General features: G+C 30.9%; 11 protein-coding genes. All 11 read right to left on the minus strand.

Annotated features, from left to right (window positions below; genetic code table 11):
- Positions 1 to 58: 58 nt before the first annotated feature.
- The gene (locus KQI18_RS06525) at positions 59 to 1762 is read right to left on the minus strand and encodes an ABC transporter ATP-binding protein (RefSeq protein ID WP_216466977.1); all 1704 of its coding nucleotides are present in this window, start codon (positions 1760 to 1762) and stop codon (positions 59 to 61) included.
- A gap of 1 nt (position 1763) precedes the next feature.
- Positions 1764 to 3521, minus strand: coding sequence for an ABC transporter ATP-binding protein (locus KQI18_RS06530; protein ID WP_216466978.1), 1758 nt, complete (start codon positions 3519 to 3521; stop codon positions 1764 to 1766).
- 399 nt (positions 3522 to 3920) lie between these two features.
- Positions 3921 to 4877 carry a helix-turn-helix domain-containing protein gene (locus KQI18_RS06535; RefSeq protein ID WP_216466979.1) on the minus strand — a complete coding sequence of 319 codons (957 nt, stop codon included), beginning with the start codon at positions 4875 to 4877 and terminating at the stop codon, positions 3921 to 3923.
- A 116-nt stretch (positions 4878 to 4993) separates the two neighbouring features.
- On the minus strand, positions 4994 to 6313 hold the full coding sequence (locus tag KQI18_RS06540) for an MATE family efflux transporter (RefSeq protein ID WP_216466980.1): 1320 nt from the start codon (positions 6311 to 6313) through the stop codon (positions 4994 to 4996).
- A 17-nt stretch (positions 6314 to 6330) separates the two neighbouring features.
- Positions 6331 to 7116: an ABC transporter ATP-binding protein gene (locus KQI18_RS06545; RefSeq protein ID WP_216466981.1), complete on the minus strand. Its 786-nt coding sequence runs from the start codon at positions 7114 to 7116 to the stop codon at positions 6331 to 6333.
- A gap of 1 nt (position 7117) precedes the next feature.
- Positions 7118 to 8233 carry a FecCD family ABC transporter permease gene (locus KQI18_RS06550; RefSeq protein ID WP_216466982.1) on the minus strand — a complete coding sequence of 372 codons (1116 nt, stop codon included), beginning with the start codon at positions 8231 to 8233 and terminating at the stop codon, positions 7118 to 7120.
- Between the two features lie 2 nt (positions 8234 to 8235).
- Positions 8236 to 9270, minus strand: a complete 1035-nt coding sequence (locus KQI18_RS06555; RefSeq protein WP_216466983.1) for an ABC transporter substrate-binding protein — start codon at positions 9268 to 9270, stop codon at positions 8236 to 8238.
- 302 nt (positions 9271 to 9572) lie between these two features.
- A complete protein-coding gene (locus KQI18_RS06560) occupies positions 9573 to 11300 on the minus strand; it encodes an ABC transporter ATP-binding protein (RefSeq protein WP_216466984.1) in 1728 nt (575 codons plus the stop codon).
- Entirely contained in the window at positions 11297 to 12118 is an 822-nt protein-coding gene (locus KQI18_RS06565; RefSeq protein WP_216466985.1) for an ABC transporter ATP-binding protein, read from the minus strand. The genes KQI18_RS06560 and KQI18_RS06565 overlap by 4 nt, the downstream gene beginning before the upstream one ends.
- A 33-nt stretch (positions 12119 to 12151) precedes the next feature.
- Entirely contained in the window at positions 12152 to 13159 is a 1008-nt protein-coding gene (locus KQI18_RS06570; protein ID WP_330654369.1) for an iron ABC transporter permease, read from the minus strand.
- Positions 13156 to 14184, minus strand: a complete 1029-nt coding sequence (locus KQI18_RS06575) for a FecCD family ABC transporter permease (protein WP_216466986.1) — start codon at positions 14182 to 14184, stop codon at positions 13156 to 13158. Before KQI18_RS06575 ends, KQI18_RS06570 begins: the two co-directional genes overlap by 4 nt.
- Positions 14185 to 14212: the final 28 nt, after the last annotated feature.

The following is a 14212-nucleotide window of genomic DNA, read 5'->3' on the forward strand; positions in this document are numbered from 1 at the left end:
CATATGTCATAATTAAATATTACCTATATTAACGACATATGTCAATAACTTTATAAAATTATATTTTCGTTTCACTATTCCACATAGAATAATACTTACCTTTATTTTTTATAAGTGTCTCATGCTTACCATGCTCAACTATTCTACCTTTATCTAATACTAAAATATTATCTGCATTTTTAATTATTGATAGATTGTGTGCAATCATAATAATTGTTTTATCTTCTTTTATAAGATTTGCGATAGCCTCTTTTACATAGAGTTCATTTTCTATATCAAGTGAAGCTGTAGCCTCATCTAGAAGCAGTATAGGACTGTCTTTTAATATTGCTCTAGCTATAGATACTCTTTGTTTTTCGCCTCCGGATAGCCTATTACCATTCTCTCCAACCAGAGTATCATATCCTTTTTCTAAAGCTGTTATAAAATCATGACAATTGGATGATTTACATGCAGAAATTATCTCTTCATCTGTCGCATCTGGTTTAGCAAATCTTATATTATTTTTTATGCTGTCGTTAAATAAAAACACATCTTGGTAAACCATAGACACATCTTTAAGTACGCTCTCTGAATTTACCCCTTTAATACTAACTCCTCCAATCTTTATATTACCACTACCTTGTTCATAATATTTTGATATAAGATTGAGTATAGTAGACTTCCCTGAGCCTGATTCACCAACTATGGCCGTCAATTCCCCATGTTTAGCCTTAAAGCTAATATTATTTAGAACTGTTTCTCCTTTTTCATAACTAAAAACCACATCATGAAAATCAATATCGTAATTTTGTGGTCTAAAATTATTTTCAGAATAGATATCTTCATCTTGATTTGCTAAATTATCCATAGATTTTTTTGAAATCATAAGATTTTTATACGTTGTCAAGTCTACAAATAGTGTTCCCATTAGTTGAGATATAAAAAATGATAGTATTATGCATATAATGTATTGTGGCGAATCTATTTCATTTGAGAGCCATTTCGTACCTCCAAATATAATAGTCAAAGGCATGGATATATCCATGATAATTCTATAAATGTTACCGGTTGGAACAACCTTTGACTCAAATTTATAGCTTATATCACTTATATTTTTTAATGATTTATTTATCTTTTTATTTTTTGTCCCTCCCAGTCCATAACTTCTAAAAGTCTGGATTCCACTTATATATTCAACCAAGTCACTTACGTTATCATTTAGTATATCTTTCTTCATCCCACCGTATTTTGTTACAAGCTTCGTAGATAAATACATAAATGGGATTATGAATAATGCTAATATTATATTAATAGATCCAATAATAGGATTTATTACTGTTAAAAATAACAAAGTAACCAAAGCTAAGGCTATGTTTTTAGCTATTTCTCCAACTTTATGACCTAAGATGTCTTCATAGTTATTCACATCATTTGTTATTATGTTGATAAATTCTCCACTTTTATATTTCGAAAATTTAATCATAGGTAGATTTTTTATTTTATTACCTAAATATATTCTTATATTTCTTGCTGTGGATGAACCACCTACATGACCTAGTGTATAGCCAATAGAGTACTGAAATAATCGAAGTACAAATATAATTGCTAATAATATACAAAAATTTGTCAATTGTCTTATTTCAAATGTATCTTTGAATAGAGATTCTATAGTTAAAAATACAACACCAAGCACAGAACCATTGAGTAACCCCTCTATAATATTAAGGATAATTGATACTGTCAAACTCTTATCTTTTTTAATCCAGATAGCTTTGTCCATTCTAAACACCTGCCTTTACTGTATACTCAATTAACCTTGTTTTTTCATATGCATCATATATTCTATGATAATAATCATTTACTCTTCTAAGCTCGTCATGAGTTCCTATATCTGTAACAGTGTTGTTTTCAACTACTGCTATCCTGTCACATTCTTTTACTATGTTAAGTCTATGTGCGACAATAATTACTGTCTTGCCCTCACATAAAGTATCTATAGCAGCTTCTATATCTCTTTGATTCTCAGGATCTGCAGCCGATGTAGCTTCATCTAAAATGAGTATAGGTGAATCTTTTAATATGGCTCTAGCAATTGCAATCCTCTGCTTTTCACCTCCACTAAATCTTGAACCGTACGAACCAACTCTTGTACTATAGCCATCTGGTAAACTCTGTATTACTTCATGAATCCTAGCTTTTTTAGCTGCATCAATTACTTCTTCTATTGTTGCATCTGTACCCATAACAATATTTTCATATATTGTTTCTTTTGTAAGAAACGTGTTTTGGAATACTATTGATATGTTATCTAAATGTGTTTCATAATCTAATTCTCTTATATCCTTACCTCCGATTAGTATTCTCCCTTTATCTACATCATAAAATCTAGCTACAAGTTGAGTAATCGTACTTTTACCAGCACCCGACTTTCCAACAACAGCTATTTTTTCTCCTTCTTTAACTTCCAGGTTTACTTGATTCAGTATATTATTTTTGTTGTCGTAAGAAAAACAAACGTCCTCAAATTTAATATCTGCTTTATTCGGAAAGAATTTAGAACCATTTTTATAAGTTGGTATTTCTAAAATCTTATTTGCGTTATTAACACCATTTAATACTTTTGAAAAGCTAGAACCTAACTCCATCAAAGGACGAAGCTCTGAAAGATAAAGACTTCCTACAAAAGCAAATAACATAAGCCCAGCCGCTCCTAATTGACCGTTATTATACATAATTCCACCTATAGGAATTATAATAGCTGTACTACACTGTAAAATGATTACATAAATTGCATACAAAGGACCCATTTTGTATGCTATCTTTTTCCATAAGCTGTGTTGTTCATCTATAGCATCTTTATATTTTTTGAATGAATCTGAACCCATATTGTAAGCTTTGATAAGCTTCATCCCATTTATATATTCAATCATCACAGAGTTTAGATTTCCAATAACTCTATTTAATTCACTCATTCTTTGATTTTCACCCTTAAACATTCTTAGTTGTATTAAAATACCTATAGGAACCGGAATAAGTGATACATAAGCTAATTTAGGATTTACCGTACAAAGATATATAAATATTGCAAGTGGACCGCTTATATACATAAATATCTCTGAAAGGTGATGTGCTAAAAATAGCTCCAATTTCTCTATATCCTCGCTTATTACTTTTTTAATTTCCCCGGAATCTCTTTCATTGAGATATCCAAGAGGAATCTTTGCCATATGATTTATAATCATACATCTCACTTTGTATAGTGCATTGTATGCTCCTTTATGTGAAGCTACTATGCCTATTGCCATAAATAAATACCTAATAATAATAGATATAGTAAGTATGGCGCTGTACTGAATCAATAGATTTGTAGATCCTTGGTTTAGGTATACTGCTTCAATTATTTTATATATCACTATATAAGGCACTACTACCATTAAACCGCTCACTAGTCCACAAAACATAGCAAAATACAGCTTGTACCTTTCTTTCCCTGCTAATTTAAATAATACTAAAATAGGATTTTCTTTTTTTTTATCCATTTTATTCGCCTCCTATATTCTTCATAAATATAGAATACTTTATAGGTAAATCCTTATCTACTCCGTAAAATTGTAAATGATCCATTTTGAAATACAATATTTCATTTGATAATTTGAGTCAACTATAAATTATCTCTTAAGTACTTTAATGATTATTTTCTATATTTTAATACTTTATTTAAAATTCAAAAACGTTTAAGTGAACTAAAGAATATTATTTTGATACTAACTTAACTTCCGATGCAAAATAAACAAGTCAGGAAATAATAAAATTTCCTGACTTGTAATAATGATTAATATTTTTTTAAGTATATTTAGACTTTACTTCACAAAAAATGAATTATAAATTTCGTAATTTAATAAAAAATTATAAATTATATAAATTAAAACCAGTTATAATTACTTATTGGCCAATCCAGTTCTACTAGATATTTTGTATTCTGATGGAGTCATACCAAATTCAGTTTTAAAAGCTTTTGAAAATTTACTATTATTAATATAACCAACTAAATTAGCAACATCAGAAATACTCAAATCTTCTTTGATAAGTAGTTCTTTTGATTTTTTCATTCTGTAACTTTTTACATAAGCATAAATTGAACTTTGGTAAATCTCTTTAAAACCTTTCTGCAAATCAGTAGCATTTATCCCAACCATGTCAGATAGCTCTTTAATGGTTATATGAGAATCTACATTCGTAACTAGAATTCTTCTAGCATCTTTAATCTTTTCTACAATTGATTTCGGAAAATAAGTTTTTTCTTTAGTCTTATAATCAGAATTACTTAAAACATAAAGTAATAATTCAACAACTTTTATTCTGATAAACTTATCCTTAAACTTGTCTGGAAGCACATAAAATTCCTTAAATATATGATCTAGGCTTTGATTTCCGTGGTTTACTATACAAGTTTCCGAATTAAACGAAGAGTTTATCATATTCTTAATTTCTAATTCTGAAACACCAAGCATATTCCCTATAATCTTTGTTGCTTCATTTAAGTACAGCATAACCGTTAATCCCTTATAATGTTTAGTAGTAAAATCTGCTAAAACAACTCCTGTCCTATATCCGAAAATGGATATATCTCCTCCACCCATATATACAATTTTGCTATTTGGAAGTTCACTTTCCAAACAACCCTCCAAACAATAATTTATTTCTAAAGAATCGACACTTATCTTAAATTTTTCACTAAGAGGTTTGTATATTTCAAAATCATTATATGTAAGCTCGACACCACTCATCACGTTATAGCTTTTTATAGTTCCTCTTCCAAATTTTTCTGAAATATTATATACAACGTGATCTCCCAAATGCTGTTTTGAATCAATAATATGTCTGAACATATTCATATCTTGGTCAAATTTCCTTATTTAAAATACACCTCCAAAAATACATTTTTATGTATTATATCATAAATAATCTTATATCATTACGATCCTATATTTATCATCAACTAATTTATCTACTATTGTATTACTCTTTTATACATAAAAGTACCTAATAGATTTGATAATAACCATCCAATCACAATTGACCAGCATATACCTGCAAATCCCATTGAAGTCCGAGCTAATCCGTATGCTAAGACTACTCTTATTCCTTGAGATACTACTGTTAGAATAATTGATACTTTTACTTCTCCTATGCCTCTAAAAAATCCATAAAACATAACTATACATCCAAGTAATATATAAAATACACAAACAATTCGAAGATAATTTACACCTACAGAGATAATATCTAAAGACTCTTTTTTAACAAAGATAGAAATAAGATCTGGTGCAAATATAAAAACAACTATTGATATTGCAACTGAAATAATAGCAATTAGTTTTAAAATATCTTTGAATCCTTCTCGTATTCTTTTTATATTATCAGCACCCTTATTTTGCGCTACATAAGTTGAAAATGCATTACTCAGATCCTGTAAAGGTCTGTTGGCAAACTCATCAATCTTGGAACAAGCTGCAAATGCCGCCATTACAGTTGTTCCAAAAGTATTGATTAATCCTTGGATTAATAGCATACCAAAACTTGAAATAGATTGTTGCATTGCTGTCAAGACAGAGTAACTAAATATTATTTTGAAAAGATCTCTACTAAATACAATATCCTTTTTTTCAAATTTAAGAAATTGCATATGTTTTACTGTATGTATAGCGCACAAAATAGCTGCAAATCCTTGAGCTATAAATGTAGCTAGACCTACACCAAATACTCCCATATTAAATACTATAACAAAAACTAAATCTAATATAGTATTTATAATACAAGAAATAATTAAAAAATATAAAGGTGATTTTGAATCACCAACAGATCGAAGTAAATAAGCACAAATATTGTATAGACCTGTAAAGACAAGCCCTGATAATATAAATCTAAGATATTCAGCAGAATATACAATAGTATTTTGAGGCATTTTAAATAATTCAATAATTTCGTACATAAATGCATTTGTAATGATACTTAATAAAATACTTATAGCCATTATAAAAATAAAAGAAGTAGATATAGCCCTCTTCATTTTATCAAATTGTTTCGCTCCATAAAGTTGGGAGAAAAATGCAGAAACCCCCATAGCCATTCCAATTAAAATAGATGTCATGAAGCTCATAATTAGAAAACAGGATCCTACAGCTGCAAAGGCATTGTTTCCTACAAATCTACCTACAACTATGGAATCCACAACATTGTATATTTGTTGAAATAAATTTCCAATAAACATAGGAATAAAAAAACTAACGATAATTCCCATTGGTTTACCTTTTGTCATATCAGCCTCCATAATATTCCCTCCAATATTTAAGATATATAATCCTCAGCTTCTGGCAATTTATATGAAATAGCCATCTTACCATTTATAGGATTTGTGTATATATCACAATCTATTTCATATACGGATTTAACAAGTTCCTCAGTTAATATTTGATCTGGTTTTCCATAAGTAACTATCTCTCCATTCTTTATAACGTACAATATATCACAGTAATTAGATGCAATTGATAAGTCATGTAGAGCAGCTAATACTCCTATGTTTAACGACTTAACTATAGAGAAAATCTGTAATTGATATTTTATATCCAAATGATTTGTAGGCTCATCAAGAATCAAAAAATCAGGTTGTTGAGCGATAGTTCTAGCAAGTATAGCTCTTTGTTTCTCTCCTCCTGAAAGAGTTAAGTAACTTCTATCAGAGTATGAAACTAAATCTACTTTTTTTAAAGCTCTGTATACAATATCATGATCTTCTTTATTATCTGGTTCCATTAAGCTCTTATGTGGTGTTCTCCCCATCATCACCATATCATAAACTGAAAAATCGAAACTTAAATCATTGAACTGTCCAACAACTCCCATTTGTTTTGAAACTGCCTTTGGAGTAGATCTTAAAATATCTTTTTCCCCTAAAAAAACAGATCCTTTATCAGGTTTAATAACTTTATAAATACTCTTTAACAATGTTGATTTTCCACATCCATTCGGACCAATAATCCCTACGAATTTTCCGTCATTAACATATAAGGATATATCTTTGACAATTTTTACACCTGATAAACTAACAAATAGGTTATCAACTTTTAAATTCATCCTACTTACCTCCAAACCCATAACTCTTTTTTATCAACATATACATAAATACAGGCGCTCCAAGTATAGATGTAATAATACCAATTGGTAATTCGCTATATGGAATTATAGTTCTAGCTAATATATCAGCCCAAATCAAAAATATCGCACCACATAGTATACTTAGAGGTAAAAGTATTTTATTATCAGAACCAACAATGCTTCTAACAATATGTGGAACTATTAGTCCCACAAATCCTATGATTCCACATGTAGCTACTATAACACCTGTTACCGCAACTGAAATCACCATATAAACTCTCCTATAAGCATTAAGATTGATACCTAATGTTATCGCAGATTCTTCTCCGATCATCATGGTATTCATAATCCTAGACTGTGGTAAAAGTAGTATTACAGCAAGTGATACAATAATAACAACAACCGGTAGCTTACCCCATTGTGCAGAACTCAAGCTTCCCATTGTCCAAAATGTTACAGAACGGATGCCTTCTGCATCATTAGCAAAATAAACAATGAAGCTTGAAACAGAATTACATAAAGCATTTATTACGGTGCCAGTAAGTACCAATTTAACAGAGGACATTTTCCCTCCCATGCCTGCAAACCCCATTACCATAATAGAAGCAAGAAATGCGCCTAAAAATGCCCAAAATGCAATTCCTATCTCACTAAGAATACTTATTGATCCAAAGCCAATCATAATAGAGAAAGTTGCCCCTAATGAAGCCCCTGAAGAAATTCCTAATATATACGGATCGGCTAATGGATTTTGCACTGAAGCCTGCATAACCACACCACATAAAGTTAAACCAACACCTGCAATCATCGCCAACAAAACTCTTGGCAATCTAATCTGCCAAATAATATCTTCAAACATTTTTAATTGATCTGAATTGCTAATTTGTAAACCAGTTAGCTTACCAATCAATATTTGATAAGATTGATTGATCGGAATAGAAACTTGTCCTACTGATACCGAAACTATGATAGACAGTATAAGAATAATAACTAGAGCAATTATGGTCGTAGAAAATACCGAACGTTTTCTTAAAATACTCTCATAGCCCTCTAAATTGTTCTTTTCTATTCTTAATTCTTGTATTGAAGAAGACATATCTAATTTCCTCCGAACATCTCAGGTTGAATAAATTTTGCAACATCTTTATACAGTTCGGAAAGTTCAGTACTTCCACGTATAGCATTTGTATAATCCGCAACCATTACATTACCTGTTTTTATCGCCGTCACATTTTTAAGTCTTTTGTTGGATAGTAACTTATTTTTTATTGATTCACTATCAGAACCTTGAAACTCAGTAATAATTATTTTGTCTGGATTTGCAGCTATAATAGACTCAGTCGACATTTCTATATACGAATCATTTGAAAGTTCTAAGTACTTTCCGCCTACATCCTCAATAACTTCGTCAATTACACACCCTGAACGTGGATAGTAATTATAATTTTCTCGTCCTGAGCTTGCAACAAGTAGAACATTTGGTTTATTTTTTGCATTTTTTGTGATCTTTTTTATTTTATTAATCTTTGTTTTTTCTTCGGTTAAGTACTTAGTTGTCTTATCTTCAACGCTAAAAACTTTACCAAGGTTCTTAATATCATTGAAATACTCATCTATACTTCTTCCTATCGTAAAGTTAACTGCTGGAAGAACTGAAACACCTCTTTCATTCCAGAAAGAAATATCACCTACTCTATCTTCTTTAAATGATGAAGACATACCATAAATAATATCTGGCTGCAGAGCAATCATAGTTTCTTTTGATGGCCATGTTTTAGACATAACTGGCAACTTAGAAACTTCATCCTCGTATTTTGATGAGGATTGATCTAGATATCCTACACCAACAATCCTATCCTTAAGCCCAAACTCAATCATAAGCTCAGCCATGGCTTGGCCTATTACTATAATTCTTTTAGGTTCTTTATCTATAGTTTGAACTATTTCTTTACCCTCATCTGTGTAGACATTAATATCTAAAGGATAAGCGTCATTGTAATTATTTGTATCTATTTGAGAATGTTCTCCTATATTTTGATTATCTACAGCCTTTGTTCGAATAGATTTAGAACATCCTGACATCATAAAAATGAAAATAGTACCTATAAATAGTGTCATGTACTTTTTAAACATTAAATTACCTCCTTTTAATTGTAATTGATAGTTATTTTCATTAACCTTCTTAAAACTATATTAACAAAAGAGTTCAAAATTTATATGTTGATATGGCCACCGATTATGTTGAGAAAAAACCTTTTTATGAAATGTTCAATTGATTATTAAAAATAAAACTTAACCAAAAGCTGATTAGATAAATAATAAAAAATTTAAATTAAATATTAGGTGTGATTTTACCTATATTTTTAAATAAAAAAGTCAGAAAACATACGTTTCCTGACTTTTTATTATATTCTCTTTTTTAGAGGGTTCATTTATTAAGCTAAAACACTTTGTCTATCGTACAATCTTGAATAAATCCCTTTATTATTTACCAATTCTTTATGTGTCCCTACTTCATCTATTACACCGTTATTTAAAACAACGATCTTATCTGCATTTTTAACGGTAGACAATCTATGAGCAATAATTAAAGTAGTTCTTCCCTTCGATAATGCTTCTAGGGCCAATTGTATCGCCGCTTCTGTTTCCGAATCAAGTGCAGAAGTAGCTTCATCTAATATCAATATAGAAGGATTCTTGAGAAACATTCTAGCTATTGATAATCTTTGTTTTTGACCTCCAGATAGTTTAACTCCTCTTTCTCCAATAAATGTATTTAAACCATCAGGCATTGCAAGTATAACGTCTTCAAGTTGGGCTTGCCTTACTGCTTTCCAGATTTCTTCTTCTGTTGCATCGAGTTTGCCATAAGCTATGTTCTCACGTATAGTACCATCAAACAAAAATACATCCTGTTGAACAATACCGATATGGCTTCTCAATGAATTAACAGTTATATTTTTAGTGTCAATTCCATCTACATATATATTCCCATCTTCCAAATCATAAAATCTAGGTAGAAGACTGCATAAAGAAGATTTACCTGATCCAGATGGCCCAACTAATGCGACAGTTTGGCCAGCATCGATTTTTAAATCAATATTATTTAAAACATTGATATCATCACTATCATAACTAAATGTAACGTCTTTATATAAAATATCACCTTTAACCTTATCAATCGACTTTGCACCTGGTTGATCTTTTACATCAGGATTTGTTTCTAAAAGACTAAGGAATCTTTTAAATCCTGCTACACCTTTTGGATATGTCTCAATAATTGATGCAATTTTTGCAATTGGCGATAAAAATACATTTGATAACATTACGAAAGATATGAATTCACCATTACTCATTTCTCCATTTAGTACAAACCAAGTCCCACATAATAATACAAATATAGATACTAGTTTCATAAGTATAAAACTTAAAGATGAATTCCAAGCCATAATTTTATACGTAACGCACTTTGTCAAAAAGAAATTATGATTATTTTTTTGAAACTTATTTATCTCATAATCTTCGTTCGTAAAAGCTTGAACAACACGCATTCCGCTAACATTATTTTCTACACGTGCATTGTAATTACCTATTTCTTCATACATATGATCAAATGCAATAGCCATCTTCTTGCTGAAGTATAAAGAAAGATATATAATAAATGGAACAGTTATAAAGGTTATAATCGTTAACTTTAAATTTATAGAAAGCATAATAGATAATGCTCCTATAAGCGTCATAGCTGCAATAAACATATCTTCTGGGCCATGATGGGCTAACTCCCCCATATCCATAAGATCATTAGTCATCCTAGAAACTAAATGTCCAGTTTTATTATTATCAAAAAATCTAAACGAGAGTCTTTGAACATGCTCAAAAAGTACTTTTCTCATATCCGCTTCTATACTTATACCTAACTTGTGACCCCAATATGTAACTATATAATGTAAAATTGAACTTACTATATATATACCGAATAAGATCATACATCCATAAAGAATATACGTCCAATTTCCCTTTGGCAGAAAATCATCTAAAACTAAACTTATAGCAAGCGGGAAAACAAGTTCTAGTAGGGCTGATAAAGTAGCACATGTAAAATCTACTATAAAAAGCTTTTTATATGGTTTGTAATAGGAGAAAAACTTCCTCAATATATTCAATTAGAATTCACTCTCCTTATATTTGTGTAATCAGTTTTTATCAAATCATAAGTAATACATACTGGACGATGTGTTCTAGGATCTTTAACTATTTCGGCATCTATATTAAAGGTTTTTTTAAGTACCGTCCTAGTCATAACTTCATCAGGTGTTCCACTTGAAATAATTTTCCCACTACGAATTGCAATCATATAGTCAGCAAAACGTGCTGCAAGATTTAAATCATGTATTACCATAACAATCGTACTTCCTTGTCTTTTATTTAATTCATATAGTAATTCCAATACTTCTAATTGGTGAGATAAGTCTAAATACGTAGTAGGCTCATCTAGTAAAATTATACCTGTCTGTTGCGCAAGGGCCATAGCTATCCAAACTCTTTGTCTCTGTCCACCAGAAAGAGTGTCTACAGATCTGTCAGCAAATTCCGAGATCTTTGTAGCATCTAATGCCCAAGAAATAATATTTTTATCTTCAGATGTAAGACTTCCCAATCCTTTTTGATGTGGATATCGTCCATAAGCTACTAGCTCACCCACAGTAAGCCCGTTTGGAGATTGTGGTGACTGCGGTAAAACTGCCATTCTCTTTGCAATTTCTTTTGTTGATAATTTTTTAATATCGTCACCATTTATATAAATCATGCCGTTCTTTGGTTTCATAATACGGCCTAAAGATTTCAATATAGTAGATTTACCACAACCATTGGGACCAATAATAGTAGTTATTTTTCCTTCAGGAATACCTACATTTAGATTTTCTACTATTACACTTTCATCATAAGCAATAGATAGATTTTTTGCTTCTATACTAATCATTTTTTATTACCTACTTTCTATATATATGAACAATTATTCTGAACGAGCCAGAAGATATATAAAATAAGGGGTACTAAGAATAGTGATAATAATACCAGTAGGTATATCTGCACCAAAACTCACAGTACGCGTTATTGTGTCAGCTAAAACCATAATCAGTGCCCCTATTAGTGCACAACTTGGAAGAAGTACCTTGTGATTAGGGCCTACTATCTTTCTAGCTATATGCGGTGAAATCAGTCCAACAAAGAACATAGATCCACCTAATGCTACACTCCCAGAAGCTAAAGCTACTGCCGATATAGATAATCCTAAGAACTCTTTTTTTACTGGAACACCGACTCCTGTAGCTAATTGATTACCTAAATTTAAAATATTTAATGTTCTAGCTTTATAATAAACATATAAACAAAATACAAGTATCCATGGTAGTAATATAGCTATATATCTCCAATCATCTCCCCAAAGACTTCCTACTAACCACTTTTGTGCGAATTCAAATTGGTTACGGTTTAATTTCAGTGTAATAAACAGTGACAAAGCTCCAAATCCAGTATTCATCGCAACACCTGTAAGAACAAGTCTAGTTGGAGACATGTCTGCGTTTCGTTTATAGGATAATACATAAATTAGTATTGCGGCAATCATTCCTCCAATAAATGACAGTACCGGTAAAGCAATAGCTGAAGAAACACCATTAACTGCAAATACTGATAAATAAATAAGCATAAATAATCCTGATCCAGAACTAATTCCTAATATTCCTGGATCCGCCAGGTCGTTTTTAAATAGAGCTTGTAGAATACAACCGGAAGTTGCCATACCTATACCAACAAGAATCGATAAAACAATACGGGGTAGACGAAATTCATAAACTATTAAATTTTGTTTTTGTGTCCCGTTGCCAAGTATGACATTTAGTACTTCACTTGGATTTAGGTTCATCTTTCCAACATTCATACTAACAATAACTGATAATAGTAAAGCTAATAGCAATACAAAAGTTAATATATTTTTTTTCATAACATTATTTATTCTCACTCAAATGACCTCCTTTCCTTTCTTGATATATAAAGAAAGAAAGGCACCCCAATAATTGAAAACATTATTCCTAATGGAGTTTCATATGGTTTATTTATTAATCTTCCAAATAAATCTGCTCCTACCATAAAAGCTGCCCCGTATAAAGCTGATGCGGGTATTATGTATCTATAATCAACTCCTATTAAGAAGCGCATCATATGAGGTATAATAAGTCCCACAAACCCTATAGGCCCTGCTATAGAAACAGATATTCCTGCCAGTATAAGTACTACTATTGATGCTACCGATTTAACAAATACGGTCTTCTGACCTAATCCCTTAGCTACGTCTTCACCTAAACTCAGTACTGTAATTGAAGGGGACAGTATAATTGATAATATCATACCCATAATGAACCACGGTGCGACTACTAGAAGGTCTCCGAAAGAAACACTAGCTACCCCTCCTGATGACCAGTAGCTAAGCTGTTGCCCAATATTAAACTTAATTGCAATATAGGAACTCATTGCACTGAAAAGCATAGATATTGAGATTCCAGATAGTACAAGCCTTTGTGGCGTCATTCCTCTCTTACTTAATGAAGCAATAAAATAAGTTATCCCAACTCCTAGTCCTGCACCTGCAAATGAAAATAAGCTAAGATTAGAATACGAACTTCCTGGGAAAAAAGCTAAACAAATTGCTATTGCAAAGGCAGCACCTGAATTTACTCCCATAAGACCTGAGTCGGCTAATGGGTTTCTCGTACTTCCCTGCATTATCGCCCCTGCAACTGCTAGACTTGCTCCAACAATAATATCTCCGAAAGTACGAGGTAAGCGAAGTGTCCTAATAATTTGATGTTCAGTTATATTTGGATTAAATTTTATTATAGCTTCCCATGCCGTTGCTATATCCATATTAGCTGCACCAAATGAAATGGACCCAGCTAAAAAAATAATTAAAAGTACTAAGCCTATAGCCATAAATAATATAAAATCTACTTTACCTCTTTTTTGTGATTCTAAATTTTGTGTTTGCATTTCAATTCCTTCTTACATAATTATTTTA

Source organism: Metaclostridioides mangenotii (assembly GCF_018917235.1).
In the GTDB taxonomy this organism is placed as follows: domain Bacteria; phylum Bacillota; class Clostridia; order Peptostreptococcales; family Peptostreptococcaceae; genus Metaclostridioides.

Bases quoted from the DNA above. Each gene is read 5' to 3' on its own strand.
- KQI18_RS06525 (WP_216466977.1), bottom strand. From the start codon at position 1,762: ATGGACAAAGCTATCTGGATTAAAAAAGATAAGAGTTTGACAGTATCA.
- KQI18_RS06530 (WP_216466978.1), bottom strand. From the start codon at position 3,521: ATGGATAAAAAAAAAGAAAATCCTATTTTAGTATTATTTAAATTAGCA.
- KQI18_RS06535 (WP_216466979.1), bottom strand. From the start codon at position 4,877: ATGAATATGTTCAGACATATTATTGATTCAAAACAGCATTTGGGAGAT.
- KQI18_RS06540 (WP_216466980.1), bottom strand. From the start codon at position 6,313: ATGGAGGCTGATATGACAAAAGGTAAACCAATGGGAATTATCGTTAGT.
- KQI18_RS06545 (WP_216466981.1), bottom strand. From the start codon at position 7,116: ATGAATTTAAAAGTTGATAACCTATTTGTTAGTTTATCAGGTGTAAAA.
- KQI18_RS06550 (WP_216466982.1), bottom strand. From the start codon at position 8,233: ATGTCTTCTTCAATACAAGAATTAAGAATAGAAAAGAACAATTTAGAG.
- KQI18_RS06555 (WP_216466983.1), bottom strand. From the start codon at position 9,270: ATGTTTAAAAAGTACATGACACTATTTATAGGTACTATTTTCATTTTT.
- KQI18_RS06565 (WP_216466985.1), bottom strand. From the start codon at position 12,118: ATGATTAGTATAGAAGCAAAAAATCTATCTATTGCTTATGATGAAAGT.
- KQI18_RS06575 (WP_216466986.1), bottom strand. From the start codon at position 14,184: ATGCAAACACAAAATTTAGAATCACAAAAAAGAGGTAAAGTAGATTTT.